This is a genomic window from Dysosmobacter segnis (assembly GCF_014297285.1).
Taxonomy (GTDB): domain Bacteria; phylum Bacillota; class Clostridia; order Oscillospirales; family Oscillospiraceae; genus Oscillibacter; species Oscillibacter segnis.
In genome coordinates, this window is the sequence record NZ_JACOQI010000003.1 from 119476 (window position 1) to 133672 (window position 14197).

General features: G+C 60.7%; 12 protein-coding genes. All 12 read right to left on the reverse strand.

Annotated features, from left to right (window positions below):
• Window positions 1-33: 33 nt before the first annotated feature.
• Window positions 34-1389, reverse strand: a complete 1356-nt coding sequence (locus H8Z83_RS05015) for a PFL family protein (protein WP_366463838.1) — start codon at window positions 1387-1389, stop codon at window positions 34-36.
• Between the two features lie 15 nt (window positions 1390-1404).
• Entirely contained in the window at window positions 1405-1674 is a 270-nt protein-coding gene (locus H8Z83_RS05020; protein ID WP_187014038.1) for an ACT domain-containing protein, read from the reverse strand.
• Between the two features lie 104 nt (window positions 1675-1778).
• Window positions 1779-2990, reverse strand: a complete 1212-nt coding sequence (locus tag H8Z83_RS05025; protein WP_187014039.1) for an aspartate kinase — start codon at window positions 2988-2990, stop codon at window positions 1779-1781.
• Between the two features lie 101 nt (window positions 2991-3091).
• Window positions 3092-4279, reverse strand: coding sequence for a homoserine dehydrogenase (locus tag H8Z83_RS05030; protein ID WP_187014040.1), 1188 nt, complete (start codon window positions 4277-4279; stop codon window positions 3092-3094).
• A gap of 13 nt (window positions 4280-4292) precedes the next feature.
• A complete protein-coding gene (locus H8Z83_RS05035) occupies window positions 4293-4733 on the reverse strand; it encodes an ACT domain-containing protein (RefSeq protein WP_187014041.1) in 441 nt (146 codons plus the stop codon).
• A gap of 233 nt (window positions 4734-4966) precedes the next feature.
• Window positions 4967-6367: an aminopeptidase gene (locus tag H8Z83_RS05040; RefSeq protein WP_187014042.1), complete on the reverse strand. Its 1401-nt coding sequence runs from the start codon at window positions 6365-6367 to the stop codon at window positions 4967-4969.
• 87 nt (window positions 6368-6454) lie between these two features.
• Window positions 6455-8122 carry an L-threonylcarbamoyladenylate synthase gene (locus H8Z83_RS05045; RefSeq protein WP_243184742.1) on the reverse strand — a complete coding sequence of 556 codons (1668 nt, stop codon included), beginning with the start codon at window positions 8120-8122 and terminating at the stop codon, window positions 6455-6457.
• 58 nt (window positions 8123-8180) lie between these two features.
• Window positions 8181-9248, reverse strand: a complete 1068-nt coding sequence (gene prfA / locus H8Z83_RS05050; RefSeq protein ID WP_187014043.1) for a peptide chain release factor 1 — start codon at window positions 9246-9248, stop codon at window positions 8181-8183.
• Between the two features lie 45 nt (window positions 9249-9293).
• Window positions 9294-9785, reverse strand: coding sequence for a flavodoxin family protein (locus tag H8Z83_RS05055; RefSeq protein WP_187014044.1), 492 nt, complete (start codon window positions 9783-9785; stop codon window positions 9294-9296).
• 17 nt (window positions 9786-9802) lie between these two features.
• The gene (abc-f, locus tag H8Z83_RS05060) at window positions 9803-11707 is read right to left on the reverse strand and encodes a ribosomal protection-like ABC-F family protein (RefSeq protein WP_187014045.1); all 1905 of its coding nucleotides are present in this window, start codon (window positions 11705-11707) and stop codon (window positions 9803-9805) included.
• Window positions 11700-13073, reverse strand: a complete 1374-nt coding sequence (locus tag H8Z83_RS05065; protein ID WP_187014046.1) for a UDP-N-acetylmuramoyl-tripeptide--D-alanyl-D-alanine ligase — start codon at window positions 13071-13073, stop codon at window positions 11700-11702. The genes abc-f and H8Z83_RS05065 overlap by 8 nt, the downstream gene beginning before the upstream one ends.
• A gap of 3 nt (window positions 13074-13076) precedes the next feature.
• Window positions 13077-14129 carry a D-alanine--D-alanine ligase family protein gene (locus tag H8Z83_RS05070; RefSeq protein WP_187014047.1) on the reverse strand — a complete coding sequence of 351 codons (1053 nt, stop codon included), beginning with the start codon at window positions 14127-14129 and terminating at the stop codon, window positions 13077-13079.
• Window positions 14130-14197: the final 68 nt, after the last annotated feature.

The window sequence follows — 14197 nt, forward strand, 5'->3', positions numbered from 1 at the left end:
CTACGGCGGGGGTTTGCTGTTCAACTATTCAAATCAGTTCCGCAGGCTGTGGAGCGGGGCCGGGATGCGGCCGCCCCGCTGGATGAAGTCGGCGCTGGACTCCTTGTGCACCGGCATCACCGGAGCACTGCCCAGCAGGCCGCCCATTTCCACCGTGTCGCCCACGTTCTTGCCGGGGGTGGGCAGCAGGCGGACGGCGGTGGTCTTGTTGTTCACCATGCCGATGGCCGCCTCGTCCGCGATGATGGCGGAGATGGTCTCCGCCGGGGTGTCGCCGGGCACGGCGATCATATCCAGACCCACGGAGCAAACGCAGGTCATGGCCTCCAGCTTATCCACGCACAAGGTCCCCGCCTTGGCGGCGGCGATCATACCCTCGTCCTCGCTGACGGGGATAAAGGCACCGGACAGTCCGCCCACGGAGGAAGACGCCATGACGCCGCCCTTCTTCACAGCGTCGTTCAGCAGGGCCAGTGCAGCGGTGGTGCCGTGGGTGCCGCAGACCTCAAGGCCCATTTCCTCCAAAATACGGGCCACGGAGTCGCCAATAGCCGGGGTAGGAGCCAGACTCAGGTCCACGATGCCGAAGGGGGTATCCAGACGGCTGCTGGCCTCCTTAGCCACCAGCTGGCCCATGCGGGTCACCTGAAACGCCGTCTTTTTCACGGTTTCCGCTACCACGTCAAGGGGCTGGCCCTTCACGGACTGCAAGGCATGGTACACCACGCCCGGACCGGAAACGCCCACGTTGATGACCCGTTCTGCCTCGCCCACGCCGTGGAAGGCGCCGGCCATGAAGGGGTTGTCCTCCACGGCGTTGCAGAACACCACCAGCTTAGCGCAGCCAAGGCCGTCCCGGTCTGCCGTCCGGGCGGCGGTATCCTTGATAACGCGGCCCATGAGCTTCACGGCATCCATATTGATGCCGGCACGGGTGGAGCCCACGTTGATGCTGGAGCACACCAGCTCCGTCCGATCCAGCGCCTCCGGAATGGAGCGGATCAGCTTTTCGTCGGCAAGGGTCATTCCCTTCTGCACCAGTGCGGAATAACCGCCGATAAAGTTGACGCCGCAGGTCTTTGCCGCCCGGTCCAGCGCCATTGCGAAGGGCACATAGTCCTCCGTCTCGCTGGCTCCGGCCACCAGAGCCATGGGGGTCACGGAGATCCGCTTATTCACAATGGGGATCCCGAATTCATGCTGGATGTCCTCGCCGGTCTTGACCAGCTTTTCCGCGTACCGGGTGATTTTCTCGTAGATCTTGTCGCAGGCCTTCTTCGCATCGGGATCGCAGCAGCTCAGGAGGGAAATACCCATGGTGATGGTGCGGATGTCCAAGTGCTGCTGGTCGATCATGGCGATGGTAGAGAGGATTTCTTTTTGATTCAGCATCGTTCTCTCTCCTTATATTCTGTGCATGGCGTCGAAAATCTCTTCCCGCTGGATGCGGATGGACAGCTCCATCCCCTCCCCCAGCTCCCGGAGCTGGGCAGCCAGTTCCTCAAAGCCCACGTTGGCATTGGCGGCATCTACCGCCATGACCATGGTGAACTTGCCGTCCAGAATGGTCTGGGAAATGTCCAGCACATTGACGTTCATCTCCGCCAGCTTGATGCACACGGCGGCGATGATGCCCACCTTGTCCTTTCCGATCACGGTTACAATTGCGTTCATACCTATCTCCATTCCGCCGCTTGATACGGCTTATTTAATGATTTCCAAACAGTCAAAGGGACACGGGGAACCCATACCGGCTTCCCCGTGTTCCGCTATATCACTCAGATTTCGTCAAAGAATTTGGCGTGGATGGCCCGGACTGCCCGGTCCACGTCCCCCTCGTCCAGCAGGACGGAGACCCGGATCTCAGAGGTGTTGATCATCTGGATGTTGATGCCCGCCTCATACAGCGCCTCAAACATCCGGGCGGCCATGCCGCAGTTGGTCATCAGGCCCGCACCCACGATGGAGACCTTGCCGATGTTGCCGTCCACCTCGATATGGTCAAAGCACAGAACCTCCTGATTTTCCGTCAGGATCGCCCGAGCGTCCTCCAGATCCTTTTCGTGAACAGTAAAGGAAATATCCTTGCTGTCCTCCCGGCCAATGGACTGCAAAATGAGGTCCACATTGATGTTATGCTTGCTCAGCAGGTCAAACACCTGAAACGCGACGCCGGGATTGTGCCGCAGCCCGATCAGTGCGATCCGTGCGATGCTGGTATCCTTCGCCACACCGGCGATGGTCGTCTTTTCCACTTTTGTGACCTCCTTCACTTTGGTTCCGGGCTTTCTCTCCAGACTGGAGAGCACTTCCAGATCCACCCGGAACTTCTTCGCCAGCTCCACGCTGCGGTTGTGGAGCACGCCGGCCCCCTGAGACGCCAGCTCCAGCATTTCATCATAGGTGATCTCATCCAGATGCCTGGCATTTGGCACGATCCGGGGGTCCGCAGTGTAAACACCGTCCACATCCGTGTAGATCTGGCACAGTTTGGCCCGGAACGCCGCCGCCAGCGCCACAGCACTGGTGTCGCTGCCGCCCCGGCCCAAGGTCGTAACATCCCCGGCCCGATCCATTCCCTGAAAGCCCGTGATCAGTACGATCCTGTGCTGATCCAGCTCCGCCTGGACCCGCTCAGAATCGATCCGCTTGATCCGGGCGTCCCCGTGGACGGCGGTGGTCTGGATCCCCACCTGCCAGGCGGTCAGGGACACGCAGGGCAGGCCCATGGATTCCAGCGCCATGGCACACAAGGCTACGGAGATCTGCTCGCCTGTGGACAGCAACATATCCATTTCCCGCTTGGAGGGATGGGAATTGATCTCCTCCGCCTTGGCAATGAGGTCATCCGTGGTGTCTCCCTGTGCGGAAAGCACCACCAGTACATCGTTGCCCTCCAAATAAGTTTCCGCAATGATACCGGCAACGTTGCGGATCCGCTGTGCGTCCCGCACACTGCTGCCGCCGAATTTCTGTACGATCAAGCTCATGGTTGTTCCCTCTTTGCTTCAGATTGCCGCCGGTCCATTGAAATCTTACCGACCGGCAGCAGGGTCCACTCCATCATACGCGGGAAGCCGGGATTGGGGAATCAATCCAGCACCCGCATCTTTGCCAGCGTGGGCAGGTAAGCCGCCAGCCGCTCCGCATCCGTGCCGGTGATGGACGGCGTGATAAAGGCGGTCTCCGTGCCCTGTTCCAGCACCTTTGCGCTATGTAAGGCCTCCGAAAGGGTATCCGTTCCCACCCGGAAGTACCAGCGGTTCTTCAGCGTCAGCGGAGAGGCAAAGCCGCCGGTATCGGCGCTCCAGCCGATCTCCGGCCGGTGGCGCTCCTCCTGCAGACACTCGATCACATCCGCTACACAGGCAGAGGCGGTGGGCAGCTCGCCCGCACCCTTGCCGTAGAACATGACCTCGCCGGTGGCGTTGCCCCGGACCACCACCGCGTTGAACACATCGTTCACATCGGACATGGGGTTCTCTTCTGAGATCAGGTGGGGCGCCACATACGCAGTGCGGCGGCCGCCCTCCAGCCGCAGGCAGCGGCCCAGCAGCTTGATGCGGTAGCCGTGGCGTCCGGCGATCTCCACATCCTTCAGATCAATGCCGGTAATGCCCTCCATGGGCACCTGCGCCGGGTCCACCTGATGTCCAAAGGCCAGATCCGCTAAAATACAAATTTTGCGGCCGGCGTCGATGCCCTCCACGTCCGCCGTGGGGTCCGCCTCCGCGTAGCCCTTCTCCTGCGCCAGCTTCAAAACCTCGGCAAATGACGCGCCCTCCTTCACCATCTTTGTGAGGATAAAGTTAGTGGTGCCGTTCAGGATGCCGTAGATCTCATCCACGCGGTTGGCCGCCATGCACTGGGTCAGGGGGTGCAGCACAGGGATGCCGCCGCCCACGCTGGCCTCGAACAAGTAATTCACATGGTTCTTCCGGGCCAGTTCTAACAGCTCACAGCCATGCTCCGCCACAAGCTGCTTGTTGGCTGTGACCACGTGCTTGCCCGCCATGAGGCACCGGCGGGTGTACTCATAGGCGGCCTCCACGCCGCCGATGGTCTCCACCACCACCCGGATCTCGCCGTCATGTTCGATCTCCCGGAAATTCTCGGTCATCAAGTGCTGATACGGGTCGGCCCGCAGCTTCCGGACCAGCGCCGTTTTCACGGACAGCGGCTGGCCCAGCTTGTGCTGGATGGGAACTGTGTTGGCCTCTACTACCTTCACAACACCGGTCCCCACTGTACCCAATCCCAGAATTGCGATCTTGATCATCGTTGCTCCTCCCTTATCCGGCCAGGATCTCGAATTTGATAACGTTATCCAATGCGGAAATGTCGGTGATCAGCTGTTCCAGAGACTTCTCCATAGCGGAGGTCTCAGCGGAAATGGTCACGGCCGCGCAGCCGTTTGTGGGAATGCTCTGGTTGATGGTCAGGATGTTAGCGCCGGAGGCGGCAAACACGCCCAGAACGCTGGAAAGCGTGCCGGACACATCCTTCAGCAGGGTGTAAAACGTAATGATATGCTCCGACTTCATATCGTTGAAGGGCTGCACCGCGTCCTTGTACTTATAGAAGGCGCTGCGGCTGATGCCGGCCATTTTTGTGGCTGCGCCCACCGTGTCCGCCTCGCCGGTCTGCATCATCCGCTTGGCTTCCGCCACCCGGATAAAGATCTCCGGCAGGGCCTCCGCCGCCACCAGATAATACTTGATTTTTCTCGCCATATCGTCCACCTCATACGGTCATTTGTCTTTGAATAGTTCTATTCTATCAGCTTTCCCAACAGCTTGCAACCGAAAACGGCAAAGATACCCTTGTGGGATTTGGAAAAATTTCGTTAAATTGTCCGCCGTTTACGGTCAAATTGTTGAAAAAGGTCATATATGAAAAGACAGGAGCGGTTTTCCCTCCTGCCTTTTCCATATTTTCTCGCCGTCAGACTCTCTCGAAGCAGTTCTTACTCCGCTTCGTAAACGGCTTTCATACCTTTATATGTCTCATAGCAGTCCAGCTTGGAGACCACCTCAAAGGGGGCGTGCATGGCCAGCACCGGCACACCGGCGTCCAGCGTCGTGATGTTGCGGTTGGCCATATACATGGCCACGGTGCCTCCGCCGCCGGCGTCCACCTTGCCCAGCTCCGCGATCTGCCAGATGACCTTGGCCCGGTCAAAGATACCCCGGACATAGCCCACCGTCTCGGCGCTGGCATCGCTGGCGCCGGACTTGCCACGGGCGCCGGTGTACTTGCACAGGCCGATGCCGTAGTTCAGATAGGCGGCGTTCTTCTTTTCAAACACCTCACCGAAGTTGGGATCGTAGGCCGCCGTCACGTCGGCGCTGAGGCAGAAGGAGTTCTCCAGACACACCCGCAAGGCCGCGCCCTGAGCCTCGCACAGATCCTCCATAAAGGTGTCAAAGGCAGCGGACTGCATACCGGTCACACCGTCGGAGCCGATCTCCTCCTTGTCCGCCAGCACGCAGACGGCGGTTTTGGCAGGCGTCTTGTCCAGATCCAGCAATGCCTTCAAGGCGGCGTAGCCGCAGACGCGGTCGTCATGGCCGTAGGAGCCGATCATGGAGCGGTCCAGGCCGATCTCCGTGGCCTTCACAGCCGGCACCGCTTCCAGTTCAGCGGAGGTGAAATCATCCTCCGTGATGCCGTACTTCTCGTTCAAAAGCTGCATCACAGCCAGCTTCACCCGGTCGGAGCCTTCATCGTCTCCGATGGGCTTGCTGCCCAGCAGCAGATTCAGCTGCTCGCCCACGATGCCCTCGGCCAGCGGCTTCTTGCTCTGCTCCTGACCCAGATGGGGCAGCAGGTCCGTGATGACCAGCTTGGGATCGCCTTCATCGCCGCCGATGTTCACTGTGACCGTGGTGCCATCCGTCAGCGCCACCACGCCGTGAAGCTCCATCGGGATGGTCACCCACTGATATTTGCGGATGCCGCCGTAGTAGTGGGTCTTGAAATAGGCCAGTTCATTGTCCTCATACAGAGGGTTAGGCTTCAGATCCAGCCGGGGAGAGTCGATGTGGGCGGCGGCGATCTGGGCCCCCTCGCTCATGGGCTTACTGCCGATATGGGCCAGCAGCACGCTCTTCCCGCGATTGCAGACATACACCTTGTCTCCGGCCTTCAAGGCCTGTCCCCGGACCAAGGGCTTGTATCCGGCCTGCTCTGCGAGGCGGACTGTCTCCGCCGCGCAGAGACGCTCGGTCTTGCCTGCATCCAGAAACGCCATATATTCTTTGCAGTAGGCTTCCATCTGCTCCAGCTCCGCCGCGTCCACACGGTCAAAGCCGTTTTTACGGCTGCTCAGCAGCTTTTCCTTCAATGCTTTGTTGCTATCAGACATAGTATCCTCCTTCGAGACTGTCGATAAAGTGGTAAATTCTCCGCGACGGTAAGGTAGGGCAGCCGTTAGCGGTTCCTGCCCCGCCGTTTACCGGCTGGCTTCATTCTTTTCCTCCCGGAGCTCTCCGATGAGGCGGCGGAAGAAATCTCTGGCGATCTCCCGGAAATCCTCCGGCGTCTCAGCGGTGTTGCTGAGCTCATAGTCGCACTTACCGCGGTAGAATTCGTCGGATTTCTGGGCAGAGATCCGCATACGGGCATAGCGCTCGTCAATGCCGTCCCGGGCCATGATCCGCCGCACCCGCAGCTCCGCCGGGGCCGTGACGGCCACGGTCCGGTCGCACAGGGCCTCCGCGCCGCTTTCGATCAGGTTGATGGCGTCCACCGCCACCAGTTCGCCGGCCTGACAGCGGCGCTGTACCTCCGGTACAATGAACCGGTAAATGACCTCATTGAGCTGCGCCATCCGTTCCTTGTTCTCAAAGACCAGCTCACCCAGCTTCTTGCGGTTCAGCGTACCGTCGGAATTAAACACGCCGTGGAATTTCACTTCGATGGCATGGCGCAGCTCTGCGCTGTCCCGGAGCATCTCATGGTACACCTCGTCGCAGTCGATGACCTGACCACCCAGATCCCGGATGGCCTCCAGTGCGCTGGTCTTGCCGGAGCCGGTACCGCCGGTGATGCCGATGACCACCCGCTTCTGTCCCGCGGCGATGGTCTTGAAGCCCGCCGCCTTCTTCAGACGGTTGCTGATGGCAAGGCCAAGGCCCTGACTGTCCGGGCACTGGGCATAGATCTGGGCCGCGTCCTTGCTGTCAAAGGCCCGCAGAGCGTCAAACACCCGTTGGGCCTGGATCCGCTTATCCTGACTGGGACCCAGACATTCCACTTCCTGTTCCTTGAACAGCTCCGCGAACTCATCAAAGCAGATGACACCGTCACCGGGCTTCACCATCTGCAAAATGGTCCGGGCAGAAGCTTCCGCCGGGCCGGTGACAACAGTCACCGGAGCCTTGGGGGCATAATGGCGATACTTCATACCGGGAGCCTTGGGCTGCTCCCCGTCCTTCAGCCGCTCTGTTACGGCCTTATCCACCGCCACAGGGCCGACGACCTCTTCCAATGCCTCCAAAGGCAGTCCGCCGGGTCTCAGCAGACGGGGCGGCGTGCAGGTCAGATCCAAAATGGTAGACTCCACGCCCACCTGACAGGGGCCGCCGTCCACCACGGCGTCGATCTTGCCCTCCATGTCCTCCATCACATCCGCCGCGGTGGTGCAGCTGGGACGGCCGGAGGTATTGGCGCTGGGCGCGGCCACAGGGACGCCTGCCTCCCGGATGATGGACAGCGTTACCTGATGGTCCGGGCAGCGGACACCCACGGTGTCCAGTCCTGCCGTGGTGGCGTCCGGCACGATGGGCTTCCGCTTCAGGATCATGGTCAGAGGACCGGGCCAGAATTTCCGGGCCAGCGTATACGCCAGCGGCGGCACGTCCTCACAGTACCGGGGCAGCCACTGGGGTCCCGGAATATGGATGATGAGAGGGTTGTCCTGCGGACGGCCCTTAGCCTCGAAGATCTTGTTGACAGCCTCTGCGTCCAATGCGTTGGCGCCCAAACCGTAGACCGTTTCCGTGGGAATTCCCACCAGTCCCCCCTGCCGCAGGATGTCTGCCGCTGCGGAGATCTGATCCTCGATGATCTTTTGCTGACCCTTGGTGTCCCGCAGGTCAAAATATCGTGTATGCATCATTTCTCGCCTCGAATTATCTTATATTCAACGCCGCCGGGCGTCTACTCTCAAAATATGCTCACTCTGCTTCCTGTCCCTGTTTCAGCTTCTCTGCCCGATCCGCCGTCACCAGCGCGTCGATCAGCTCGTCCAGCGCGCCGTCCATGATGGCGTCGATCTTATAAAGCGTCAGGCCGATGCGGTGGTCTGTCACCCGTCCCTGAGGGAAATTATAGGTGCGGATCCGCTGGGAACGGTCCCCGCTGCCCACCTGACTGCGGCGCTCCGCGTCATAGGCGCTCTCCCGCTTTTCCCGCTCCGCCTCGTACAATCTGGAGGCCAGCAGGCGCATGGCCTTCTCCCGGTTCTGAAACTGGCTGCGCTCCTCCTGACACTCGGCGATCATGCCTGTGGGCTTATGGATCAGCCGCACGGCGGAGGAGGTCTTGTTCACGTGCTGTCCGCCGGCGCCGCTGGCCCGGTAGACCTGCATTTCAATATCGGCGGGGTTCAGTTCCACATCCACCGGCTCCATCTCCGGCAGCACCGCCACCGTGGCGGCGCTGGTGTGGATACGGCCGCCGGACTCCGTCTCCGGCACCCGCTGGACCCGGTGGACGCCGGATTCAAACTTCAGCCGGGACCAGGCCCCGTCCCCTTCAATAACGGCAGAGCAGTCCTTCACGCCGCCAAGCTCCGTTTCGTTGATGCTGGCGATCTCCAGCTTCCAGCCGTGGCTCTCAGCGTACATGGTATACATCCGCAGAAGGGAATGGGCAAACAGGGCGCTTTCCTCGCCGCCCACGCCGCCCCGGATCTCCAGGATCACGTTTCGGCTGTCATTAGGGTCCCTTGGCAGCAGGAGGATCGTCAGCTTTTCCTTCAGCTGTTCCAGTTCTTCCTTGGCTTCCGCCAGTTCGGCCTGGGCCATTTCCTTCATTTCCGGGTCATGGAGCAGCTCCTCCGCCTCCCGGCGGCGGCTGTCCGCCGCCTGATAAGCCCGGTAGGTCTCCACCACCGGCAGCAGTTCCTTCAATTCCCGGTTTACCTGACGCAGCTTTTCCGCGTCGCCATACACCCGGGGATCGCCCAACTGGGATTCCAGATCCTCATACCGGAGGTCCAGATCCTTTAATTTATCCAGCATGACTGTACTCCTTTCTCAAATGTTGAAATTTGAAAAGGAGTGTCGCTATTCCTCCTCCGCCAGCAGTTCCCGGATCTGCCGGAGAAATTCCTCCTGCCAGAAGGTGTGGCCCACATGGCCCACCCGCAGGGATGTGGCCGCCTGATGGGGCTTTCCCGTATACTGATCCATCTGCCGGTAAATATCCTCGCTCTTGTGCTCGCTGCCCCGGGTCAGCACATAGGCCACCCGCTTCATCTCTCCGCCGTGGTTTTTGAGGAAACTGCGGATCACGCTGCTGCACCGTCCGGCCCACACCGGGGTGCCGACAATGACCAGCCGGTAATTTTCCAGCTTTCGTTCCGTTTCAAAGGGCAGAACGTCAGGGCAGTCCTTCCGCATGGCGTCCATGCCGCTGCGGAGCCAGCCCCGCAGGCCGCTCCGCTCCACGCCGTCGGTCAGGGCCAACAGCTCCGCGTCCATTTCTTTGGCGATGGTCTCCATCACCCGTTTGGTATTCCCCGTTCGGGAATAGTAAATGCAGAGTACATCCCGCATGCTTTCACCTCTGTTTCTTATGCCTCGCCCGCCGCTTCGCTGAGCTCCTCCCAGCGGAGGTACAGGGCGTCCAGTTCCGCCTGAGCGGCATCCTTGTCCGCCACCAGCGCGTTGAGCTTTTCATAGTCGCAGGCATTGGCCTCCATTTCGGCGTCCAACGCCCCGACCCGCTCCTCCGCCTTGGCGATCTCCCGCTCGCAGATGGTCAGCTGCCGCCGTGCCGCCTGCTGCGCCCGGTCGCCCCGAACCGGTTTTTCTGTAACCGTTTTTTCCTTTACAGGCTTTGTTGTTTCTGCTTTTTCCGCTTCCTCCTGTGCCTTCACCTGCCGATACTGAGCAAAGCCCATGGGATAGTCGGTAATGGTGCCATTGGCCACCTCCCAGATCCGGGTGGCGAAGCGGTTGATGAAGTACCGGTCATGGCTGACGAACAGCAGCGTGCCGTCATAGGCCTCCACCGCTTCCTCGATCCACTCTCTGGAAGCAATGTCCAGATGGTTGGTAGGCTCGTCCAGAATCAGGAAGTTGATCTCGTCGTCCATCAGCATACACAGCCGCAGGCGGCTCTGCTCGCCGCCGGAAAGAACGGACACCGGCTTGAGGACGTCCTCACCCCGGAAGTCATAAGCCGCCAGCCGGTTCCGGGCGGACTGGGCGGAGATGCCCCGCTTGGCCGCCATCATGTTCTCCACCAGATTCCAGTCCGGGTGGTCAAAGTGGATGATCTGGGGCAGATAGGCCAGCTTCACCTGCGGCCCCAGCCGGATGCGCCCGCTGTCCGGGTACACCTCGTCGGCGATCATCTTGATGAGGGTAGATTTGCCGGTGCCGTTGTCACCGATGAGGGCGATGCGCTCGCCCCCCTCCACCTTCAGGGAGATCCCCTCGAAAAGCGGCTTCTCGCCGTAGGCCTTGCTCAGGTTCCGGATTCCCAGCACCTCGTCCCCGTGGAACTCCGCGGCGGTGAAGCGGGCGTCCATCTTCCGGGCCTTGGTGGGCTTGGCGGTGGTGCGCATCCGCTCAATGCGGCGCTCCATGGAGATGGCCCGGCGGTAGGTCTTGTCCATGCCCTGGAAGGCCCACATCCGCAGCTGCTCCGCAGACTTTTCCAGTTGGGCGATCTTGGCCTGCTCCTTTTCGTACTGCTTCATCCGCTCCTGATAACGGCGTTCTTTTTCCACTGCGTAGAAGCTGTAATTGCCGGAGTAAAACTCCGCTTTACCGTTTTCGATCTCAATGACCCGGTTCACGGAGCGGTCCAAAAAGTAGCGGTCATGGGAGATGGCCACCACGGTGCCCCGGAATTTCTGGATATAGGCCTCCAGCCACTCCGTAGCGTGAAGGTCCAAATGGTTGGTAGGCTCATCCAGCAGCAGAATGTCCGTATCCTCCAGAATCAGGCGGCCCAGGTTCACCCGGGTCTTTTCTCCGCCGGAAAGCTGGTCGAACAGCCGGCCCCGCATATCGTCGGAAATGGACAGGCCGTTGGCCACCTTGCTGATGGCCACATCCGTATCGTATCCGCCGAACACCTCAAACCGCTCGGAAAGACTGCCATAGCGCTTCAAAATGGCCGGGTCCGTCTCCCCCGCCGCCATGCGGCCTGCCAGCTCCTCCATTTCAGCGGTCAGGGCGTGGAGTCTCCCGAAGGCAGAGCGCAACACATCGTCCACGGTGTACCCCTCCGGGTACACCGGGATCTGAGAGATCAGACCCATGCGGTGACCCGGCGAAATGGTGACGGTGCCCTCGTCGCAGTCCAGTTCTCCTATCAATATTTTGAACAGCGTGGACTTGCCGGCGCCGTTTTTGCCCAGCAGACCTACCCGCTGCCCCTGATCGATCTGAAAGGTGACGCCATCCAGAACATTGTGGCCCACCTCAAAGGATTTTACAAGGTTGTTGACCTGAATCTCAATCATAATACTTCCGCAAGTCCTCCGTCAGCCGCTCAAAGCGCATGGAGTGTGACGCCTTGATGAGCATACTGGTGTTGGGCCGCAGCTGCTCCCGCACCGTGGGGAGCGCCTCCTCCTTCGTGGCGAAATGCACCACGTCTCCGCCGCTCATGGCGGCGCCGTCTGCGATCCGTGCAGCCTTGGAGCCAATGGCGATCACAAAGTCAATGCCCAGCATGGCCGCCAGAGCGCCGGCATTGAAGTGGGCCTGATCCGTCAGATCCCCCAGCTCGCCCATGTCGCCCAGCACCGCCACCCGGCGTTCACAGTCCGTGCGGCCCAGGACCTCCAGTGCCGCGGTCACAGACTGGGGGTTGGCGTTGTAGCAATCATCCAGCAGCACCCGTCCCCCCGGCAGGCGGATGACCCGCATTCGGGAGCCGGTAGGCTCATAGGCTGCCACGCCCCGGACGATCTCCTCCCGGCTGAGGCCCAGCTCCTCCCCCACGGCCACCGCCATGGATGCGGAATAGGCCATGTGCTCGCCGGGAGCCGGGATGGTCAGGGCATAGGTGTCACGGGCTGTTGTCACCGTGCAGGTGATGCCGTCCACGCCGTGATCCACAATGTCGCTGATCCGGGTCTTGCAGTGCTCACTCTGGCCACAGCGGACGATCCGCTGGGGCAGCGTCACCGTATCCAGCAGTGCGTCATCGCCGTTGAGGATAGCCACGCCGTCTGCCTTCAGATGTTCAAAAATCTCGCATTTGGCCTTTAAAATGCCCTCCCGGCTGCCCAGATATTCGATATGGGCATCGCCGATGTTGGAGATCACAGCAATGTCCGGCCGCACCATGGCTCCCAGATATTCGATCTCGCCGAAGTGGTTCATGCCGGTCTCGATCACCGCCGCCTCATGCTCCGGGGCAAGGCCCAGCAGCGTCAGGGGCGTGCCGATGTCATTGTTGAAATTTTCCGGCGTCTTGAGGACGTTCAGCTTGGCCCCCAGCACGGCGGCGATCATCTCTTTGGTAGTGGTCTTGCCCACGCTGCCGGTGATCTGCACAAAGGGGATCTCAAACCGGTCCCGGTAGGCGGAGGCCAGATCCCGCAGAGCCAGTCGGGTATCCGCTACCTTGATGTAAAACTTATCCTCCCGGATATTCTGGGGCAGCTTGGCGCACAGGCAGCCAGCGGCGCCGGCGTCCAGCGCCGCGTCGATGAACAGGTGTCCGTCGAACTTCTCCCCCACCCAGGGCAGAAACAGGCTGCCGGGAACGATCCTCCGGCTGTCCGTGGAAACGGCGCTCACCACCGGGACCTGTTCACTGGGATTCCACCAGACCCCCTTGACCGCAGATGCGATCTCTGTTACCGTCATTGGCTGCATAAGTTATCTCCTCTTGATTTTTAAGGACTGCCGCACGATCTCCTCGCACAGGTCATCATAGCTGATGCCCACGGCGGCGGCCTCCTTGGGCACGAAGCTGGTGGGGGTCATTCCCGGCAGAGAGTTGGCCTCCAGACACCAGAGTTGCCCGTTTTCGTCCATGATCATATCCGTCCGGGAATAGACGGCCAGCCCCAGAGCCTTATGGACCCGCAAAGCCATCTCACCCACGGCCTTCGCCTGTTCCTCCGTCAGCTCCGCCGGGCAGATCTCCTTGGCGCCGCCGGCCTGATACTTGGCCTCATAGTCAAAGTTCTCCACGCTGGGGAAGGTCTCCACCGGGGGCAGATACCGCTCACCCAACACGGCGTCCGTCAGCTCCCGGCCGTAGATCCGCTGCTCCACCAGCACCTCATGGCAGAAGCTGCGGACCTGCCGCAGGGCATCCGCCAGCTCTGCCCGATCCTTGGGCAGATAGACGCCCAGAGAAGACCCGCCAGTGGGAGCCTTCACCACACAGGGCATGGGCAGCGTCTCCGCCAGTTGGGGGATCTCTTCCTCCGTATAGGTCAGCTTCTGCCACTTGGGATTGGGGATGCCGTTGGCATCCATCATCTCCTTGGCGGCGATCTTATCCATGGCGATGGCGGAGCCTAAGTAGCCCGCGCCGGTATAGGGGACACCCAGCAGGTCCAGCGTTGCCTGGATGCGGCCGTCCTCGCCGTCCTGCCCGTGAAGGCCCAGGAACACGATGTCCGCCAGTCGGCAGATATCCAGCACATGAGGGCCGATACGGCTGGGGCTTTGATCCGGACGGCTGCGGCGGACCACATCCAGATCCGGGGCCTGCACCTCGATCTTCACATCCGGGCACAGGCCATCCGGTGCGTCAAACAGCGTGTTCAGATCTGCGGGCGGATTTTCCAGTCCCATAAACATATCCACCAGAATGGCCTGATGGCCCTTGCGGCGCAGCGCCTGGCACACGCCGGTGCCGGACACCAGAGAGACGGTTCGCTCGGTGGAGATGCCGCCGGCTAAAACAACGATTTTCATGGAAAATCAGAACCTTTCTATTTTTATGGCAGTTTGCGATGGACATAACGATACTATTTTAGTCTATT